Origin of the sequence: Sphingobacterium olei (assembly GCF_005048855.1) — a bacterium.
Lineage (GTDB): Bacteria > Bacteroidota > Bacteroidia > Sphingobacteriales > Sphingobacteriaceae > Sphingobacterium > Sphingobacterium olei.
The window spans coordinates 62,807-77,808 of the sequence record NZ_SUME01000008.1; the positions used below are offsets into that span (position 1 = coordinate 62,807).

The window sequence follows — 15,002 nt, forward strand, 5'->3', positions numbered from 1 at the left end:
CAAAAGAATAGCAATGACTATAAAACATAATTTATTCCGAATCAGCATCCTTTTCATCAGCCTGAGTTTTACAGTACCTACTCAGGCTCAAGAAAAATACAGCTGGAAAGAAAAAGAAACCGCAGGATATACGTATCGTTACGTCAGTAATGATCCAATGAACACCCGCTTTTACACCTTAAAAAACGGATTTACGGTTATCCTAACAGAAAACACAAATGAGCCACGTATTACAGCTCAGATCGCCGTACGGGCGGGCAGCAACAATGATCCGGCTACCCATACTGGATTAGCTCATTATCTGGAACATCTTTTATTTAAAGGCACAGATAACTTCGGAACATCCGATTGGAAGTCGGAAAAAGTATTATTAAATCAGATCGAAGAATTGTACGAAACGTATACAAAGGAGACTGATGCCAACAAACGTAAATCACTTTATAAAGAGATTGATCGCTTATCCGTAGAAGCCTCTAATTACTCCATCGCGAATGAGTATGATAAACTGATGTCTACAATCGGTTCACAAGGTACCAACGCACATACCTGGTATAACGAAACCGTTTACAAGGAAGATATCCCATCGAGCTCTATTGATAAATTTTTGATGATACAGGCCGAGCGCTTTCGCTATCCCGTATTCAGACTATTTCACACCGAGCTCGAAACCGTTTATGAAGAAAAGAACATGAGCCTCGATAACGATGGAACCCGGGCTTACGAGGTCTTACTAAAAAAGTTATTCCCAAAAACGAACTACGGACAGCAAACGACATTGGGCACAGTAGAGCATCTTAAAAATCCATCCTTAAAAGTAATACGTTCATTTTACGATAGGTATTATGTGGCCAACAATATGGCCATTGTATTAGCAGGAGATTTCAATTCTGATGACATGATCAGGAAAATAGATCAACATTTCGGCACTTTTCCAGCAGGTACAGCGGTATCAGATAGTGATATTGTAGAAGATCCAATCCAGAACTCCGCCATTCTCGAGGTGACGGGACCAAGTGCGCAATATATGATGATGGGATACCGTGTAGGCAAGAGCAATAGTCGTGAAGCCTTGTTGGCAGATGTGGCATCCTCGCTGTTATCTAATGGGAAAGCAGGATTAATCGATCTAAATCTATCTCAAATGCAACGCGTATTGGGAGCCGGGGCAAATGTCAATCAACAAAAAGACTATGGGTTCTTTACGCTTTACGGGTATCCGAAACAGGGACAAACACTTGAGGACGTGCGCGCTTTACTTCTAGAGCAAATAGAACTGTTAAAAAAAGGAGATTTTGATGCGGAATTAATTGATGCGATAAGAGCGAATAGTACATTATCTTTTTTACAGAGCTTAGATAATAACACCGCGCGCACTCAGAATCTAGTCACCGATTTCATCCGTACCAAAAGTGCAGGCTGGGATCAAGAAGTAGCCTATCTTGATGTACTTTCCAAAATCACTAAAGAAGAAATCGTTAATTTTGCCAATGCATTTTTTAGGGACAATTATATTGTTGTTAATAAAAGACAAGGAGAGGCGGGTGATATCGCTAAAGTAGAAAAGCCGCCTATCACACCTGTACATACTAATGCAGACAAACAATCTTCCTATTTAAACCAAATAGCTTCAATGCCTTCGTTGCCTGTTTCGCCAGAATGGTTAGACTACAAACATGATATCCAACAAGCAAAAGCAGACAAAGCAGCTGTTCTATATGTACAGAACAAAGACAATCAGCTATTCCGACAGACCTTTCTTTTTGATATGGGAAGCTGGAACCATAAATTACTACCACTAGCAGGCAGCTATCTTTCCTACTTAGGTACCGATGAAATGACCGGAGCACAGGTACAGGAAGCTTTCTTCAAATTAGCCTGTAGCTACAGCATAAGCATCGGTGCAGAAGAAACACGTATCACGCTAACCGGTTTACAAGAGAATTATGGCAAAGCGATGTTATTGCTTACGGATCTGCTAAAAAACTGTAAAGTCGATGAAACTGCATTGGAGAATCTCAAGAAAGATGTGTTACAGCAACGACAAAATAACAAGACTAACAAACGCAATATTATGCAGGGTTTGATGAGTTATGCTGCTTACGGTGCTACAAACCCTTTTAATAATCAATTATCGACTGCAGCGCTAACTGCGATTACAGGTGAAGAGCTGGTCGCCTTATTACACGGTTTAATGGACTACGAACACAAAGTTATTGCATATAGTCCTCTTAACTTGAAACAATATACCGCTGCGCTTAGCCAATATCACAAATCACCCAAATCTTATAACAGCATACCTGCTAAGCAAGTGTACACGCGCTTAGATCAAGCCGAGAACACGGTACTCTTTGCTCATTATGATATGGTGCAGGCTGATATCAGTTGGTATAGAAAAGGAGACCATTATCAAGCCGATAAAGAGGCAAGCGTAGCCCTGTTTAACAGCTATTTTGGTGGCGGAATGGGATCTATTGTCTTTCAAAATCTACGGGAAGCTAAAGGATTAGCCTATACTACTTATGCAAACTATTCGACTCCTGCAAAGAAAGAGGATCCTTTTAGTGTATCCGCGTTTATTGGCACCCAATCAGATAAAATCAGTGACGCTGTGGAGGGAATGAATGCCTTATTAAATACATTACCACGCTCGGATAAGGCATTTGATACGGCAAAGAAAAGTTTCCTAAGCGATATCGAAACTCAACGCGTCAAAAAAGACGGCATCATATTTAGCTACCTACAGAACCTGAAGAAAGGCATCGATCACGACAGACGTAAGAACTGGTACGAACAGGTTAAAACAATGCAGTTCGCTGATATCGAGAACATTCATCAAACGGAATTGGCTAATAAACCTTATAGCTATTGTATTGTTGCCTCCGAGAAAAATGTCACGGATGAACAACTTAACAACATTGGAAAACTCACGAAATTAAGCCTCGAAGAGTTATTCGGTTATTAAGATTCTTCCTACTAACTATTTAAAAAGGGCAAACCGAATATGTTTGCCCTTTTATTTTTATTTAAAAACCGGCCCACTCAGAGGCCCACTTAGTTTTATACTAATTTTTTTTGAGTAATGTCATACCAAACCCTGGCGTTGCAGGAGGTATCAACTTGCCATTTTGTAATTTATACCCTGATAGATCTACATCATCAGATGTACTAGACACCCCCTCAATGGTAACAGTATTACCGAGTCCGCCGGTTAAATGTGCAGTATAGTGCGTTTTAAGCAGCGACCCCCAAGCGTGAGGTGACGTCTGTGCACCTAATTTTTGTAGTTCGGGCATCAATTTTCGCCAATTGGTAAAACCTAAATCTTCGATATCCGTAAGGTGGACATCAATCAGCTTCTTTTCGATAAGCTCTCGTAGCAGAGCTTGATCCCAATCAGCCTCTCCATCGGCCAACAATGTGGTGATACCCTCACTTTTTAACCAAGCTCTTAATTTCTGATAATCTACGACAGTTTCATGAAAAGGTTCTTCAATCCAAAATAAGCGAACTCCCGATATTCCTTTCATGTACTGGATAAATTCTTCGACAGAAAACCCATTATTTCCGTCAACCAAGACTTGGCAGTCCGGAAAAGCCTCCGCCACTTTTTTCGTTACCTCTATATCCCTTTGCAATCCCTTTTTAAAAGGCATCCAACGATTTCCGCGACCGATCTTGAGCTTAAATTGGCGATAGCCGAGTTTATAATCATATGCACATTCTTCTAATATTTTGTCAATACCACCGGGATTGTGAGCAGGTTCAAGATCATCAAAATAGATCATTCCGCTGTAGCAGTCCGTTATGATGGGCGTTTCCTGTCCCAATAACGCATACACCGGCTTGTTTAATATTACACCTGCAATGTCGTGCAATGCCATATCAAATGGAATATTTTTTGCATCTAAAATCCCGATATTTGTTTGAAATACGTCGGAAACTTTTTTACCCAGCAGTTCCTTTGCTACATCTTCCGCATGCCTTCTCGACCCTCTTAGAGATCCCCATCCCATAGCACCTTTATCAGTGTGAATAATGCAAGTTTCTACCCTAGGGCCATATCCGTGCAAATCAAGACGAGCATTCTTACCCACTAAGCGTGGATACTGTAGACGTACAGATGAGAATTTTATCGATTGAATTGTGTGATACGATAGCTCTTTATCATCAAACGGTAGGGATAAAGGTGTTGTCAATGGCATCCCATACAGCTTTGTATCTAACAACGCCACGGATGCAATACCAATGTTTAAGGTATGCAAAAAGTTTCTTCTTTTCATCTATTTATTTTTTGTTTATTGATTGATCAGATTCAGACGTAAACAATAATTTCCTTCTGGGTCAAAATTATTTATCGCTCGGTTTTAATATATAATATTTGGTTCTCAAAGGATGTCAGGATTATTGTTCACGACGCTCGGTTCACCGTGCAATCATATAAGAAGCAGTGAAACACCAATATAATAATAAATCGTTTTAGCATTTTAGGTGTAAAAATCATACATACTTTAATTGAGTTTATGTCTTAGTTATAGTTAAAGATATAATTATTTTTTTGTTAACACAAATATAAAACCTGTTGTAAAATCTACAATATAAGGGCACATGGAACCAAAAGTCTGTCAAAAAATTAGAGAGTAACCCTGGAGGGTTATCTTCAGACGAAGTCAATAGGCTGCGGCAAAAACTCTGAATTGTCGACTCCATGCAACAAAAGGGCTGATATTACAGATCTTTTTGTTGTATGTTCCATTTTTAAGAAACATTTTCAAAATAGAGGCACCGTCGCTGGAAGCTATTACTGGCAGCACCTATCTCTGTCACGTGTGTACTAGCCATAGAACTGTCCAAGTTGCTACTAATATGGTTGAAAAAATAAACATTTTTACAACTCTACAGGATAATAGATGTTGCCGATTTCCTGCAAATCCGTTAAATCGATTTCTTCGTGTTCAAAAATACCGAATACTGCTGATCCGGAGCCAGACATAGACGCATATAATGCTCCCTTCTCATAAAGTTTGTGCTTTATCTTTTCAATCAGCGGATATTCTCGAAATAGCCCCAATTCAAAATCATTCGTTAAATGATATTTCCATTCTTGGATAGGTAAACGGATAACACGTTGAATATCTATTGTGGGTATCTGCGGTGTAATATGTTGATAAGCTTCGGCAGTTGATATATGAATATCGGGTTTGATAATGATAATTCGATATTTTGAAAGGTCTAACGCTATGGGAGCAAATGTCGTACCCGTTCCGCTAGCAAAAGCTGGCGTGTTTTCGATAAAAAATGGACAGTCGGCGCCTAACTTTGCTGCATAATCCTCGAGCTGCGCAGTGGTCAAATTCAATCCATTTAACTGATTCAATAAAATTAGTACATGAGCCGCATCAGAAGATCCGCCGCCCAAGCCGGCTCCGATCGGTATATTCTTTAATAGGTGAATGCGGACCGGATTAAGTTCAAAATCTGCGCTTAGCAACTGCCATGCCTTCTCGCAAAGATTAGCTCCCCCTTGTGGTATAAACAGGCCATCCGACCGAAAGGAAAACGAATCTGAAGCCGTAATTTCAACGACATCGTATAATTTTATCGGATAAAAAACGGTTTCGATATTGTGATATCCATCATCCCTCTTTTCAGTAACAAGAAGGCCTAAATTAATTTTGGCGTTGGCGAACGAAAGCATAGATCAAAAATACAACGCAATTTCGGATTTTATTAAATAAAATCATATAAATAAATTCTCATCTGCTCAATGCAGATTTTTCTAAGTTTTATGGATAACTTTATAACGTTTCTAACATCCACAATTATATATGATTCGTTATCTGCTATTGTATTGTTTGTTCTTCGTCTTCACCCCACTTGTGTTTGCACAGCACATTATTCGCTCTGGAACACCTTACGTCAAACAATACACAAAAAATATTTACAAAGCAGGTAACCAAAATTGGGGTATTGCGATAAGTCCGGAAGGAATTATATATACAGCCAATACGGAAGGTTTACTAAGCTTCGATGGTCAATTTTGGAATTTATACCCATTAAAGAATAAATCTATAGTTCGAAGTGTATCAGTAGATAGCGAAGGGAAAGTCTACACGGGCGGCAAGGGTGAGTTCGGATTTTGGGAACGAAAGAAATATGGTGGCATGCGATACACCAGTATCTCAGGGCTCGTCGAAAAAGCGGATATTCAAAATGACGAAATTTGGAAAATCATTATAGCGGATGATAAAATTTACTTCCATTCATTTTCGAAATGCTATGTGTATCAAGATAATCATATAAAGACGATTACAGCTTCAGGCGAGCCCTTTTTATTTCCGCATTTGGCTAACGGGGATATGTACTTCGAGCAGATCCCCTCTGGACTCCACAAATTAGTGACCGACGAGCTCGTTCCTATAAAGGATAAATCTATCCTTGGCCAAAAGAACATTCTATGTATGCTTCCTTTTGGCCTAGACGAAGTATTGATTGGTACGGCTACAGATGGCTTGTTTATAATGGACAAGGATGGAAATATTACGCCTTGGAAGACCGCGATCGATCATGATCTAAAACGAGCACAATTAAATAATGGAATTGAAGTATATGGCGGGCACTATGCATTTGGCACAATCCAAAATGGTGTTTTTATCATCAACAAAAGGGGTGACCTGATCCAACATATTAATAAACACAATGGCCTTCAGAATAATACCGTATTAAGTATTGCAAAAGATAAGCAGGAAAACATCTGGGTGGGCCTAGATAATGGGATCGATCGAATAGAAATCAATTCACCGGTCTACTATTATGCTGATTTTTCGGGAAATATTGGCACGGTGTATACATCTGCTATCTATAATGGGAAGATATATCTAGGCACAAATCAAGGACTGTTTGTAAGTCCCTGGAAAGGGCCTAATGACTATAATTCTTTTGATTTTAAACTAATACCAAATTCAAATGGGCAAGTATGGACCTTGTCTATCGTTGGAAAGGAGCTGATATGTGGTCACAATAACGGCACATTCAAAGTCGAAAATGACAATTTAAATCAAATTTCAACGGTGACCGGTGGATGGACCTTCTCGTCGATTGAAGGGACCAATTTCATGCTGCAAGGCAATTATACGGGGATAGCCTTATTCGACAGTGACCCGACCACTTTTTTAAGACAATTTGACGAAATAAAAGCTCCCATAAGGTATATCAGTCAAAAGTCGGGCACGGAGTTTTGGGTCGGAAATGAAAACGAAATTAAGCTTGTCAAATTTTACAATGGTTTTAGAAACGTAAAGACGCTAAATTCAGTTGGGAGGACGCCAAATAATAATCTAAGATATCACGGAATTTTTAAGTTGGAAAATAATTTGGTTTTCGCGACCGATTCTGGTTTCTATGTATATGATGGAATTGTTAAAAAATTTAAACCACATAATGATATCAATGAAAAACTCGGATCCTTTAGATATTCGAATAAAATTATTCCAATCCATTCTAACCGCTATTGGTTCGTAAAAAGATCACATATTGCACGGGTAGAAGTCACGCCTAGTGGCGATGTGGTAATAGACTCTACGGCGCTTACGTCACTAAGCGATAAGATGATGAATTATTACGAAAGCATTATTCCCATCACAAATCAAATATTTCTAATAGGCTTAGATAATGGTTTTGCTATTTATGACTCACAATCTGAAACAAAGATCGACATCAAAAAGCCAATTATCTCCCACATATGGAATATATCTAATGGAATACACCCTATTGAGGATGAAAAACTATCGATCCTAAATCGCGAAAATAACATCCGAATCGCATATGCTTCTCCGTGGTACGCATCTTCGCCAGTGCAATATCAATATTTTTTGGAAGGTTACTCTGAAAAATGGTCTGATTGGGAAGAGACCTCGTATCGGGACTTCACTAACTTAAATTTTGGAAGTTATACTTTTCAGGTTAGGGCGAGATCAGTAGCTGGTGCCATTTCGAATATCACGGAGATTTCATTCGAAATACAGCCACCTTGGTATTTATCCTGGAAAGCAATCGCTTTCTATATTATCTCATTAGGTGCGATCGTATATTATGGTCGGAAATGGAATAATAAGCGGATACAAAAAAGACAGTTTCAAATTAACAGAAGGTTATTGGCGCAACAGAAAGCAGTGATAGCGCGTGATGCAGAACTAAACGAACAGAAATTAGTTAAACTTAAAAATCAGCAGCTGCAAAACGAATTGGATATTAAAAACAGAGAGCTCGCTAATTCTGCTATGAACATTGTCTATAAAAATGAAATGTTGAACAACCTGCATGACGAACTCAAAAAATTAAAAGATTCGGAAGGTAGATACCTAAACCCTGATCAGCTTCGTAGAATAAACAAACTCATCGATGATGCTCATAACGACGACCGGGATTGGAACCTATTTGAGAAAAGTTTTGATGAGGCCCACGGAAATTTCTTTAAAAAATTAAAAGCTGAATACCCGGAGTTGATTCCGAATGATCTAAAATTATGCGCGTATTTACGTCTCAATATGTCAAGTAAAGAAATCGCTTCACTCCTTAATATTACCACCCGTGGCGTAGAGATTAGAAGATATAGATTACGTAAAAAACTCAATATCCCTACTGAAAAGAACCTCTCTGAATTCTTATTAGAGCGTTAGTACCTGCTAACGGACTACATCATTACCTCTCATGTAAAATAGTGTAACAACGACACTAAGATTTTAAACTATAACACTATATAATCAAAATAACACATTGTTATTCTTTTGATTATATCAAATATTTCGATGCGGCTTAGATAGGTTTTATCGCTGTAGTAGTAATGTTGATCTCCTCACACTTTGATTGAAACAAATACATCATGATATTCGTTGAGCATAACTAAGGGACATCAATTGTCCGATATTATAAATCACAACAAAAACTATGTTTTTATGAGGAAATTATCTACATTATTTCTGCTGTTCCTATTCGCTGATATAGCATATGGGCAGACGACAGTCAGCGGAATAGTTAAAGACAGTCAGTCTTTAATTGTATTACCGGGGGTGACCGTCAACGTGAAGGGGAAGAACACTACGACGCAAACCGACGCGACCGGGAACTTCAGCATCACTGCTGAACCCACTGATGAATTGGTGTTCACCTTTATTGGTTATACACCACAGACAATTGAGGTGGGCAATCAAACTCAAATAGACGTTTTTCTGGACGATGAAAGCCGTGCGTTGGATGAAATCGTTGTTATCGGCTATGGAACCGCCCAAAAAAGAGATCTAACCGGTTCGATCGCACAGGTGAAAGGTAGCGAGATTGTAGACCGTCCGGGTACAAATCCGGTAGCCAATTTGCAGGGTAAAGTTGCCGGTTTACAAGTTACAAACTCGGGAAGACCGGGACAAGAACCGGATATACGAATACGAGGTACAAATTCCATCAATGCGGTAAAGCCATTATATGTAGTGGATGGTTTATTGAACGACAACATTAACTTCCTGAATCCGGCCGATATCGAAAGTATCGAAGTGCTGAAGGATCCCTCCTCTTTGGCCATCTTTGGTGTTAGGGGTGCTAACGGCGTGATCGCTGTTACGACCAAAAGAGCCAAAACCGGTCAGTTGAATTTTGAATTTACCTCGAGGCTCGGTATTAAAAATGTCGGACGCCGAATGGATATGTTGAACGGCGACCAATTCCGCGAATTATATCAAGAACAACGATTTAATCAAGGTGATTTTCCTTTTAATTACGATAATTGGCAGGCGAATACCAATTGGCAGGATGAGATTTTCAGAAATGGTATCTTGAACTACAATAACCTAAGTGTAAGCGGTGCTACCGAACGAAATAGTTTCCGGATGGGACTTGGATATTCTGTTGACGAAGGTATTATTAACCATGAAAAACACAGTCAGATCACACTAAATCTTTCCGATGAGCTGAAGATTACGGATAATTTCCGCACCGGAATTGTTTTCAACGGCTATCGTGCTCAATTACCACAAGAACGCGGTGTCTTTGGAGCCATTTTGGCTGCACCTATAGCCCCCGTGCTGAACGAAGAATACGGTCTATATCACACCATGCCTGAATTTCAACGAGCACAAGTTGGAAATCCCCTTGTAGATATTGAGGATCGGAAAAACACCTATATCGGAAATAATTATCGAGCGGTCACGAATGTATATGGAGAGGTGGATTTTCTGTCCAACTTCTCTTTTCGAGTAAATCTATCTGCAGATTATGGCTTTAATCAATTTCGTTCATACCAAGGATTAGTTTCCGTTTATAATCCCGAAATTGAAGGAGAGGATAAGACAGAACTAATTGGAAATCGTTTAACTTCCGTAAATCAGGAACAAAATACGCATTACAAGTATCAAACGGATTGGCTTTTAAACTACAAGAACAGCTTCGGTAAACATAACTTGACTGCAACTGCCGGTTATACTACATATATACAGGGCGTTGAAGCAATAACCGGGCGTAGAACGCAAGGTGGTGGACTAGAAATCCCGAATGATCCAGATTATTGGTATGTGGGTATTGGTGACGTGAATACGCAAACAGGCGACGGATCAGCATCAGAATTTAGAACGCTGTCGTATTTAGCAAGAGCACTTTATAATTACGATGGCAAGTACCTACTTAATGCTTCTTTTCGCCGAGATGGCAGCTCGGCTTTCGCTAAAAACGGAGAGCCTTGGCAGAATTTTTATGCTTTCGGCGGTGCATGGGTTGTAACTCAAGAGAGCTTTATGCAAGATCAGAGTGTAATCAATAACCTAAAATTAAGAGGATCTTGGGGATCATTAGGTAATCAGAATGTCGGTGGTAACCGCTATCCTATGTATCCTCAGCTAGTAGCCGGAAATTCTGCGGTTTTTGGAGACCAGTTGATCCCAGCCTATGGCCCTCAATACATCCCCGATCCAAATCTGCGTTGGGAACTGGTAAAAAGCTGGGAAGCCGGATTTGAACTGGCAGCATTTAGAAACCGTTTAAACATTGAAGCGGTATATTATAGTAAGAATACTGATGGTGTTCTCGTGACAGTACCAGGGATATTGGGTAGCTTACCTGGTCTGAGTAATTTGGGTAATATTGAAAACAAGGGTATTGAAGCTTCGGCAAGATGGAATCAAAGTATTTCGGACGATTGGAATATTTCCTTCGGAGGTAATATAACCACCGTTAAAAACAAGGTTGTCAAATTATCCAGCGAAGGATATGATATCATAAGTGGTCCGTCACGTACTATCGCTGGTTACCCAATTGGCTATTTCAGAGGGTACGTACACGATGGAATCTTTCAGACATTGACTGAAGTCGAATCCGCACCTATTAATGGCTTAGGTGGAGGAGCATTTCTGCCTGGCGACATCCGATTTCGAGATATTGACGGAAACGGAACAATTGATGTGAATGATCGGACAATGATCGGTAACCCTACCCCCGATTTCTATTATGGCTTATCCCTATCTACTTCATATAAAAACTTCGATTTAGGTTTTGAATTCCAAGGCCTATATGGCAACGAAATTATGCGTACTTGGAATCAAAACCAGTTTGCCACCTACAATTTCTTAACAGACAGATTAGAACGCTGGAATGGTGTGGGTACAAGCAATTGGGAACCAATCGTACATGAAGGCAGGGCTAATAACAGGCAATACTCCAGTTATTTCATAGAAGATGGAAGCTTTTTCCGTTTGCGGGATGTAACCTTGGCTTATACGTTTCCACAAGAAGCCATTGGTAAAATCCGACTCAAAAACCTTCGAGTTTTTGCGAATGCACAAAATGTATTTACACTTTCAAATAATTCAGGATTTACCCCAGAAATTGGAGGTAGTGCCGTCTCATTCGGAGTGGACAATGGTACCTATCCCGTACCCGCAATTTATACATTGGGTCTGAGCCTAAATTTTTAACCCATTAGCAAGATATAGATATGAAAACGAAATATAACACGATACTCCTGATAGCTTTATGTTTGATTGGAACGATAGTTTTAAACAGTTGTAGCAAAGACTGGTTGGATATAAAACCAAAAGGCCGATTTACGGAAGAGGATCTCCCTGAAGGATCTTTAGAAGGACAAGTATTTGCTGCGTACGCAGGTTTGCGAAGTGAGGCGACAAGTGGTCTACCATACGTGGCAGTCCATAATATACGTTCCGATGATGCGCATCTAGGAAGTAACTCGGGTGATTACGCCGCAGCTGGTCCAATATACGATGAATTTAACTACCCCTTATCACATTGGTTAACAGATAGCTATTGGACAGGGCACTACGGTTTAATAAATTCTGCAAATAATGTTATCGCTGCCGCAGATTCTATTGAAACCGTAGGTGAAATGACTTTTATTAACGTTGGTGAGGCTAAATTTTTGCGTGCTTGGGCCTATTTCAACTTAGTACGCACCTTTGGAGAAGTTCCATTAATTGATTTCCGTATTGTCGATCAAGCTTCTGCAAATAAACCGAAATCTACGATAGCTGAGATTTATCAGCTGATTGACGCCGACCTGCAGGAAGCTGTCTCCGTACTCCCTGAAACTTGGCCGAATCATCCAGGACGATTAACACGTGGAGCAGCTTTAGCGGTACAGACAAAAACTTTTATGGCAAGACAACGTTTCTCAGAAGCGCTCGCATCCGCTAATGCAGTCATCAATTCAGAAATATACGATCTTAGTGTACCCTATAATATGATCTTTAGAGAGGAAAGTGAAAACAGTAAAGAGTCCGTATTTGAAATACAGGCACTCGCTGATGGAGTTCAAAATTTTGGTGTCACATACGCCAGCAGACAGGGCGTGAGGGGCTCGGGACTACTAAATTTGGGCTGGGGATGGAATATTCCGCATCAAAGGTTACTAGACGCATTTGAAGAAAATGACCCGCGAAAAGATGTTACTGTTCTCTACAGCGGTATGAGAAATGAACCTTACGGAGAGGTACTGCCGACAGATCTACCACGTGCTTATTGGAATAAAAAAGTATATACGAATCCAAACTTACGCGTACGATATGGCAGCCAATCTGGAAATTGGTTTAACGTACGCATTATTCGCTATTCGGATGTTGTTCTATTAGCTGCTGAAGCGGCAAATGAAGTGGGTGGCGAGGCGAATATAGACTTAGCGCTGGAATATTTGGAACAGGTGAGAGGACGGGCAAGAGGGACAAACAGTTTAGTACTACCAACTGTAACTACACGCAACCAATCGGAACTGCGTGAAGCGATACGCCATGAGCGTCAAGTGGAATTGGGCATGGAAAATGAACGCTTCTTTGATCTGGTCCGCTGGGGCATCGATGTAGAAACCATGCATGCAGCTGGCCATATCAACTATCAGTTGCGAAACCGCTTCTTCCCTATTCCACAACCGGAAATCGACCGTTCAGCTGGGGTATTGATACAAAATCCTAACTATTAATAACACTGATAAAGAATAAAAAGATGAAAAAACACATATATCTAGCTTTAGTTTTGCTTATCTGCAGTATTGGCGGAATAGCACTTAGCTCGTCGTGCCAAAAAATGGAACGGCCAGAAATGAATATTATACCAGATCCAGCTGATGATGGTACCATACGCGTGTTGACAATCGGCAACAGCTTCTCGGAAGACGCAGTTGAGAATTACCTTTATGACCTCGCTAAAGCGGAGGATATCCCAATCGTTATTGGGAATCTTTACATCGGGGGTGCGCCACTCGAAATTCATCAAAAAAATGTGATGGAAAATAACGGCGCATATAGTTTTCGTAAAATCGATCGCGCCGGAAACAAAACCACCGTGGCAAGTACCTCCATCGCAACTGCGTTGGCGAGCGAAAGATGGACACACATCAGTTTCCAACAAGAAAGTTCAAACTCGGGAATGTATGATAGCTGGGTAGAGCCCTTACCTATTGTATATGATTATGTCGCCGCAAGGGCCACCAAGAATAATCCTGATGTTAAATTCCTATTGCATCAAACTTGGGCTTACGCTCAGAATTCGACACACACCGGGTTTGCAAACTATGGTAACAACCAAATGGCCATGTATGAGGCGATCATAGATGCTGTAAACCGTGCTAAAGAACTTGTCGCTATTGATCTTGTTGTGCCTGCCGGAACAGCTATCCAGAACGGAAGAACGTCGGTGGTAGAAGATAATTTTACACGCGATGGATACCATTTAAATTTGTCTATAGGTCGGTATACGGCGGCATGTACCTGGTTTGAAGCGTTGATCGGCAAAAGCGCAATCGGAAATTCATTTAAACCTACGGGAATGTCTGATTTTGAAGCCGAAATAGCACAAAACGCAGCACACACGGCTATTACAAAGCCGTTAGAGGTAACACCTATGACCGACTTTCAAGGTGGCAACTCTGGTCCATTGGAAAGCGCTGTATTGCTGGATTTCGGAAATAACTTGGCATCGGAAAACTGGAACCATATCAATTCCTTTTTAGCAGGAACGCGTATCAACTTAAAAGACAGCTTGGGCTCTTATGTTGGAATCGCGCTGGAAATAACGGAACGTTTTAATGGCGTAAACGCAGACGGACCTTCGTCATCTGAGGCGTTCGATAATATGCCTTCGAATGTATCAAAATATTCTTATTTCGGAAATTCAAAAGGCCCCTTCAATGGTATAACTGTTCTGAAAAGCGTATTCGACATATCCGGACTTGATCCAAACTTGACCTACAACTTATGCTTCTTTGGATCTAGAGGAGGCGTATCAGACAATCGAGAAACAAAATATACTTCTAAAGGCACCAATGAGGTTAGCGTAAGTCTGAATACTTCTAATAACGTCAGTAATAAAGTATGTGCTAACGGAATAACACCGAATGCGGAAGGAACGATAACAGTTACGGTCACGTCGGGTGAAAACAACACAAATGGATCTGGCTTTTATTATTTATCGGCTGCAAGACTAACATCGAATTAATCTCATTCTGGCCTTCCTTGGGG

7 protein-coding genes are annotated in these 15,002 nt (G+C 40.3%); 5 read left to right on the top strand and 2 right to left on the bottom strand.

Annotated features, from left to right (window positions below):
• The first annotated feature begins 13 nt into the window (after positions 1 to 13).
• Entirely contained in the window at positions 14 to 2,962 is a 2,949-nt protein-coding gene (locus FAZ15_RS17835) for a M16 family metallopeptidase (RefSeq protein WP_136902675.1), read from the top strand.
• 100 nt (positions 2,963 to 3,062) lie between these two features.
• Here the strand turns inward: FAZ15_RS17835 and FAZ15_RS17840 are convergent, their stop codons facing one another.
• Together FAZ15_RS17840 and ispE are read right to left on the bottom strand one after the other, a co-directional pair.
• Positions 3,063 to 4,280, bottom strand: coding sequence for a mandelate racemase/muconate lactonizing enzyme family protein (locus FAZ15_RS17840; protein ID WP_202912449.1), 1,218 nt, complete (start codon positions 4,278 to 4,280; stop codon positions 3,063 to 3,065).
• Positions 4,281 to 4,885: 605 nt separating this feature from the next.
• Positions 4,886 to 5,695, bottom strand: coding sequence for a 4-(cytidine 5'-diphospho)-2-C-methyl-D-erythritol kinase (gene ispE, locus FAZ15_RS17845; RefSeq protein ID WP_136902676.1), 810 nt, complete (start codon positions 5,693 to 5,695; stop codon positions 4,886 to 4,888).
• Between the two features lie 130 nt (positions 5,696 to 5,825).
• Between ispE and FAZ15_RS17850 the strand changes: the two genes are divergently transcribed.
• The 4 genes from FAZ15_RS17850 (at position 5,826) to FAZ15_RS17865 (ending at position 14,979) form a co-directional block, all read left to right on the top strand.
• On the top strand, positions 5,826 to 8,675 hold the full coding sequence (locus tag FAZ15_RS17850) for a helix-turn-helix and ligand-binding sensor domain-containing protein (protein ID WP_136902677.1): 2,850 nt from the start codon (positions 5,826 to 5,828) through the stop codon (positions 8,673 to 8,675).
• Between the two features lie 276 nt (positions 8,676 to 8,951).
• On the top strand, positions 8,952 to 11,951 hold the full coding sequence (locus tag FAZ15_RS17855; protein WP_136902678.1) for a SusC/RagA family TonB-linked outer membrane protein: 3,000 nt from the start codon (positions 8,952 to 8,954) through the stop codon (positions 11,949 to 11,951).
• 20 nt (positions 11,952 to 11,971) lie between these two features.
• Entirely contained in the window at positions 11,972 to 13,465 is a 1,494-nt protein-coding gene (locus tag FAZ15_RS17860; protein WP_136902679.1) for a RagB/SusD family nutrient uptake outer membrane protein, read from the top strand.
• Between the two features lie 23 nt (positions 13,466 to 13,488).
• Positions 13,489 to 14,979, top strand: coding sequence for a DUF4886 domain-containing protein (locus FAZ15_RS17865; RefSeq protein WP_136902680.1), 1,491 nt, complete (start codon positions 13,489 to 13,491; stop codon positions 14,977 to 14,979).
• Positions 14,980 to 15,002: the final 23 nt, after the last annotated feature.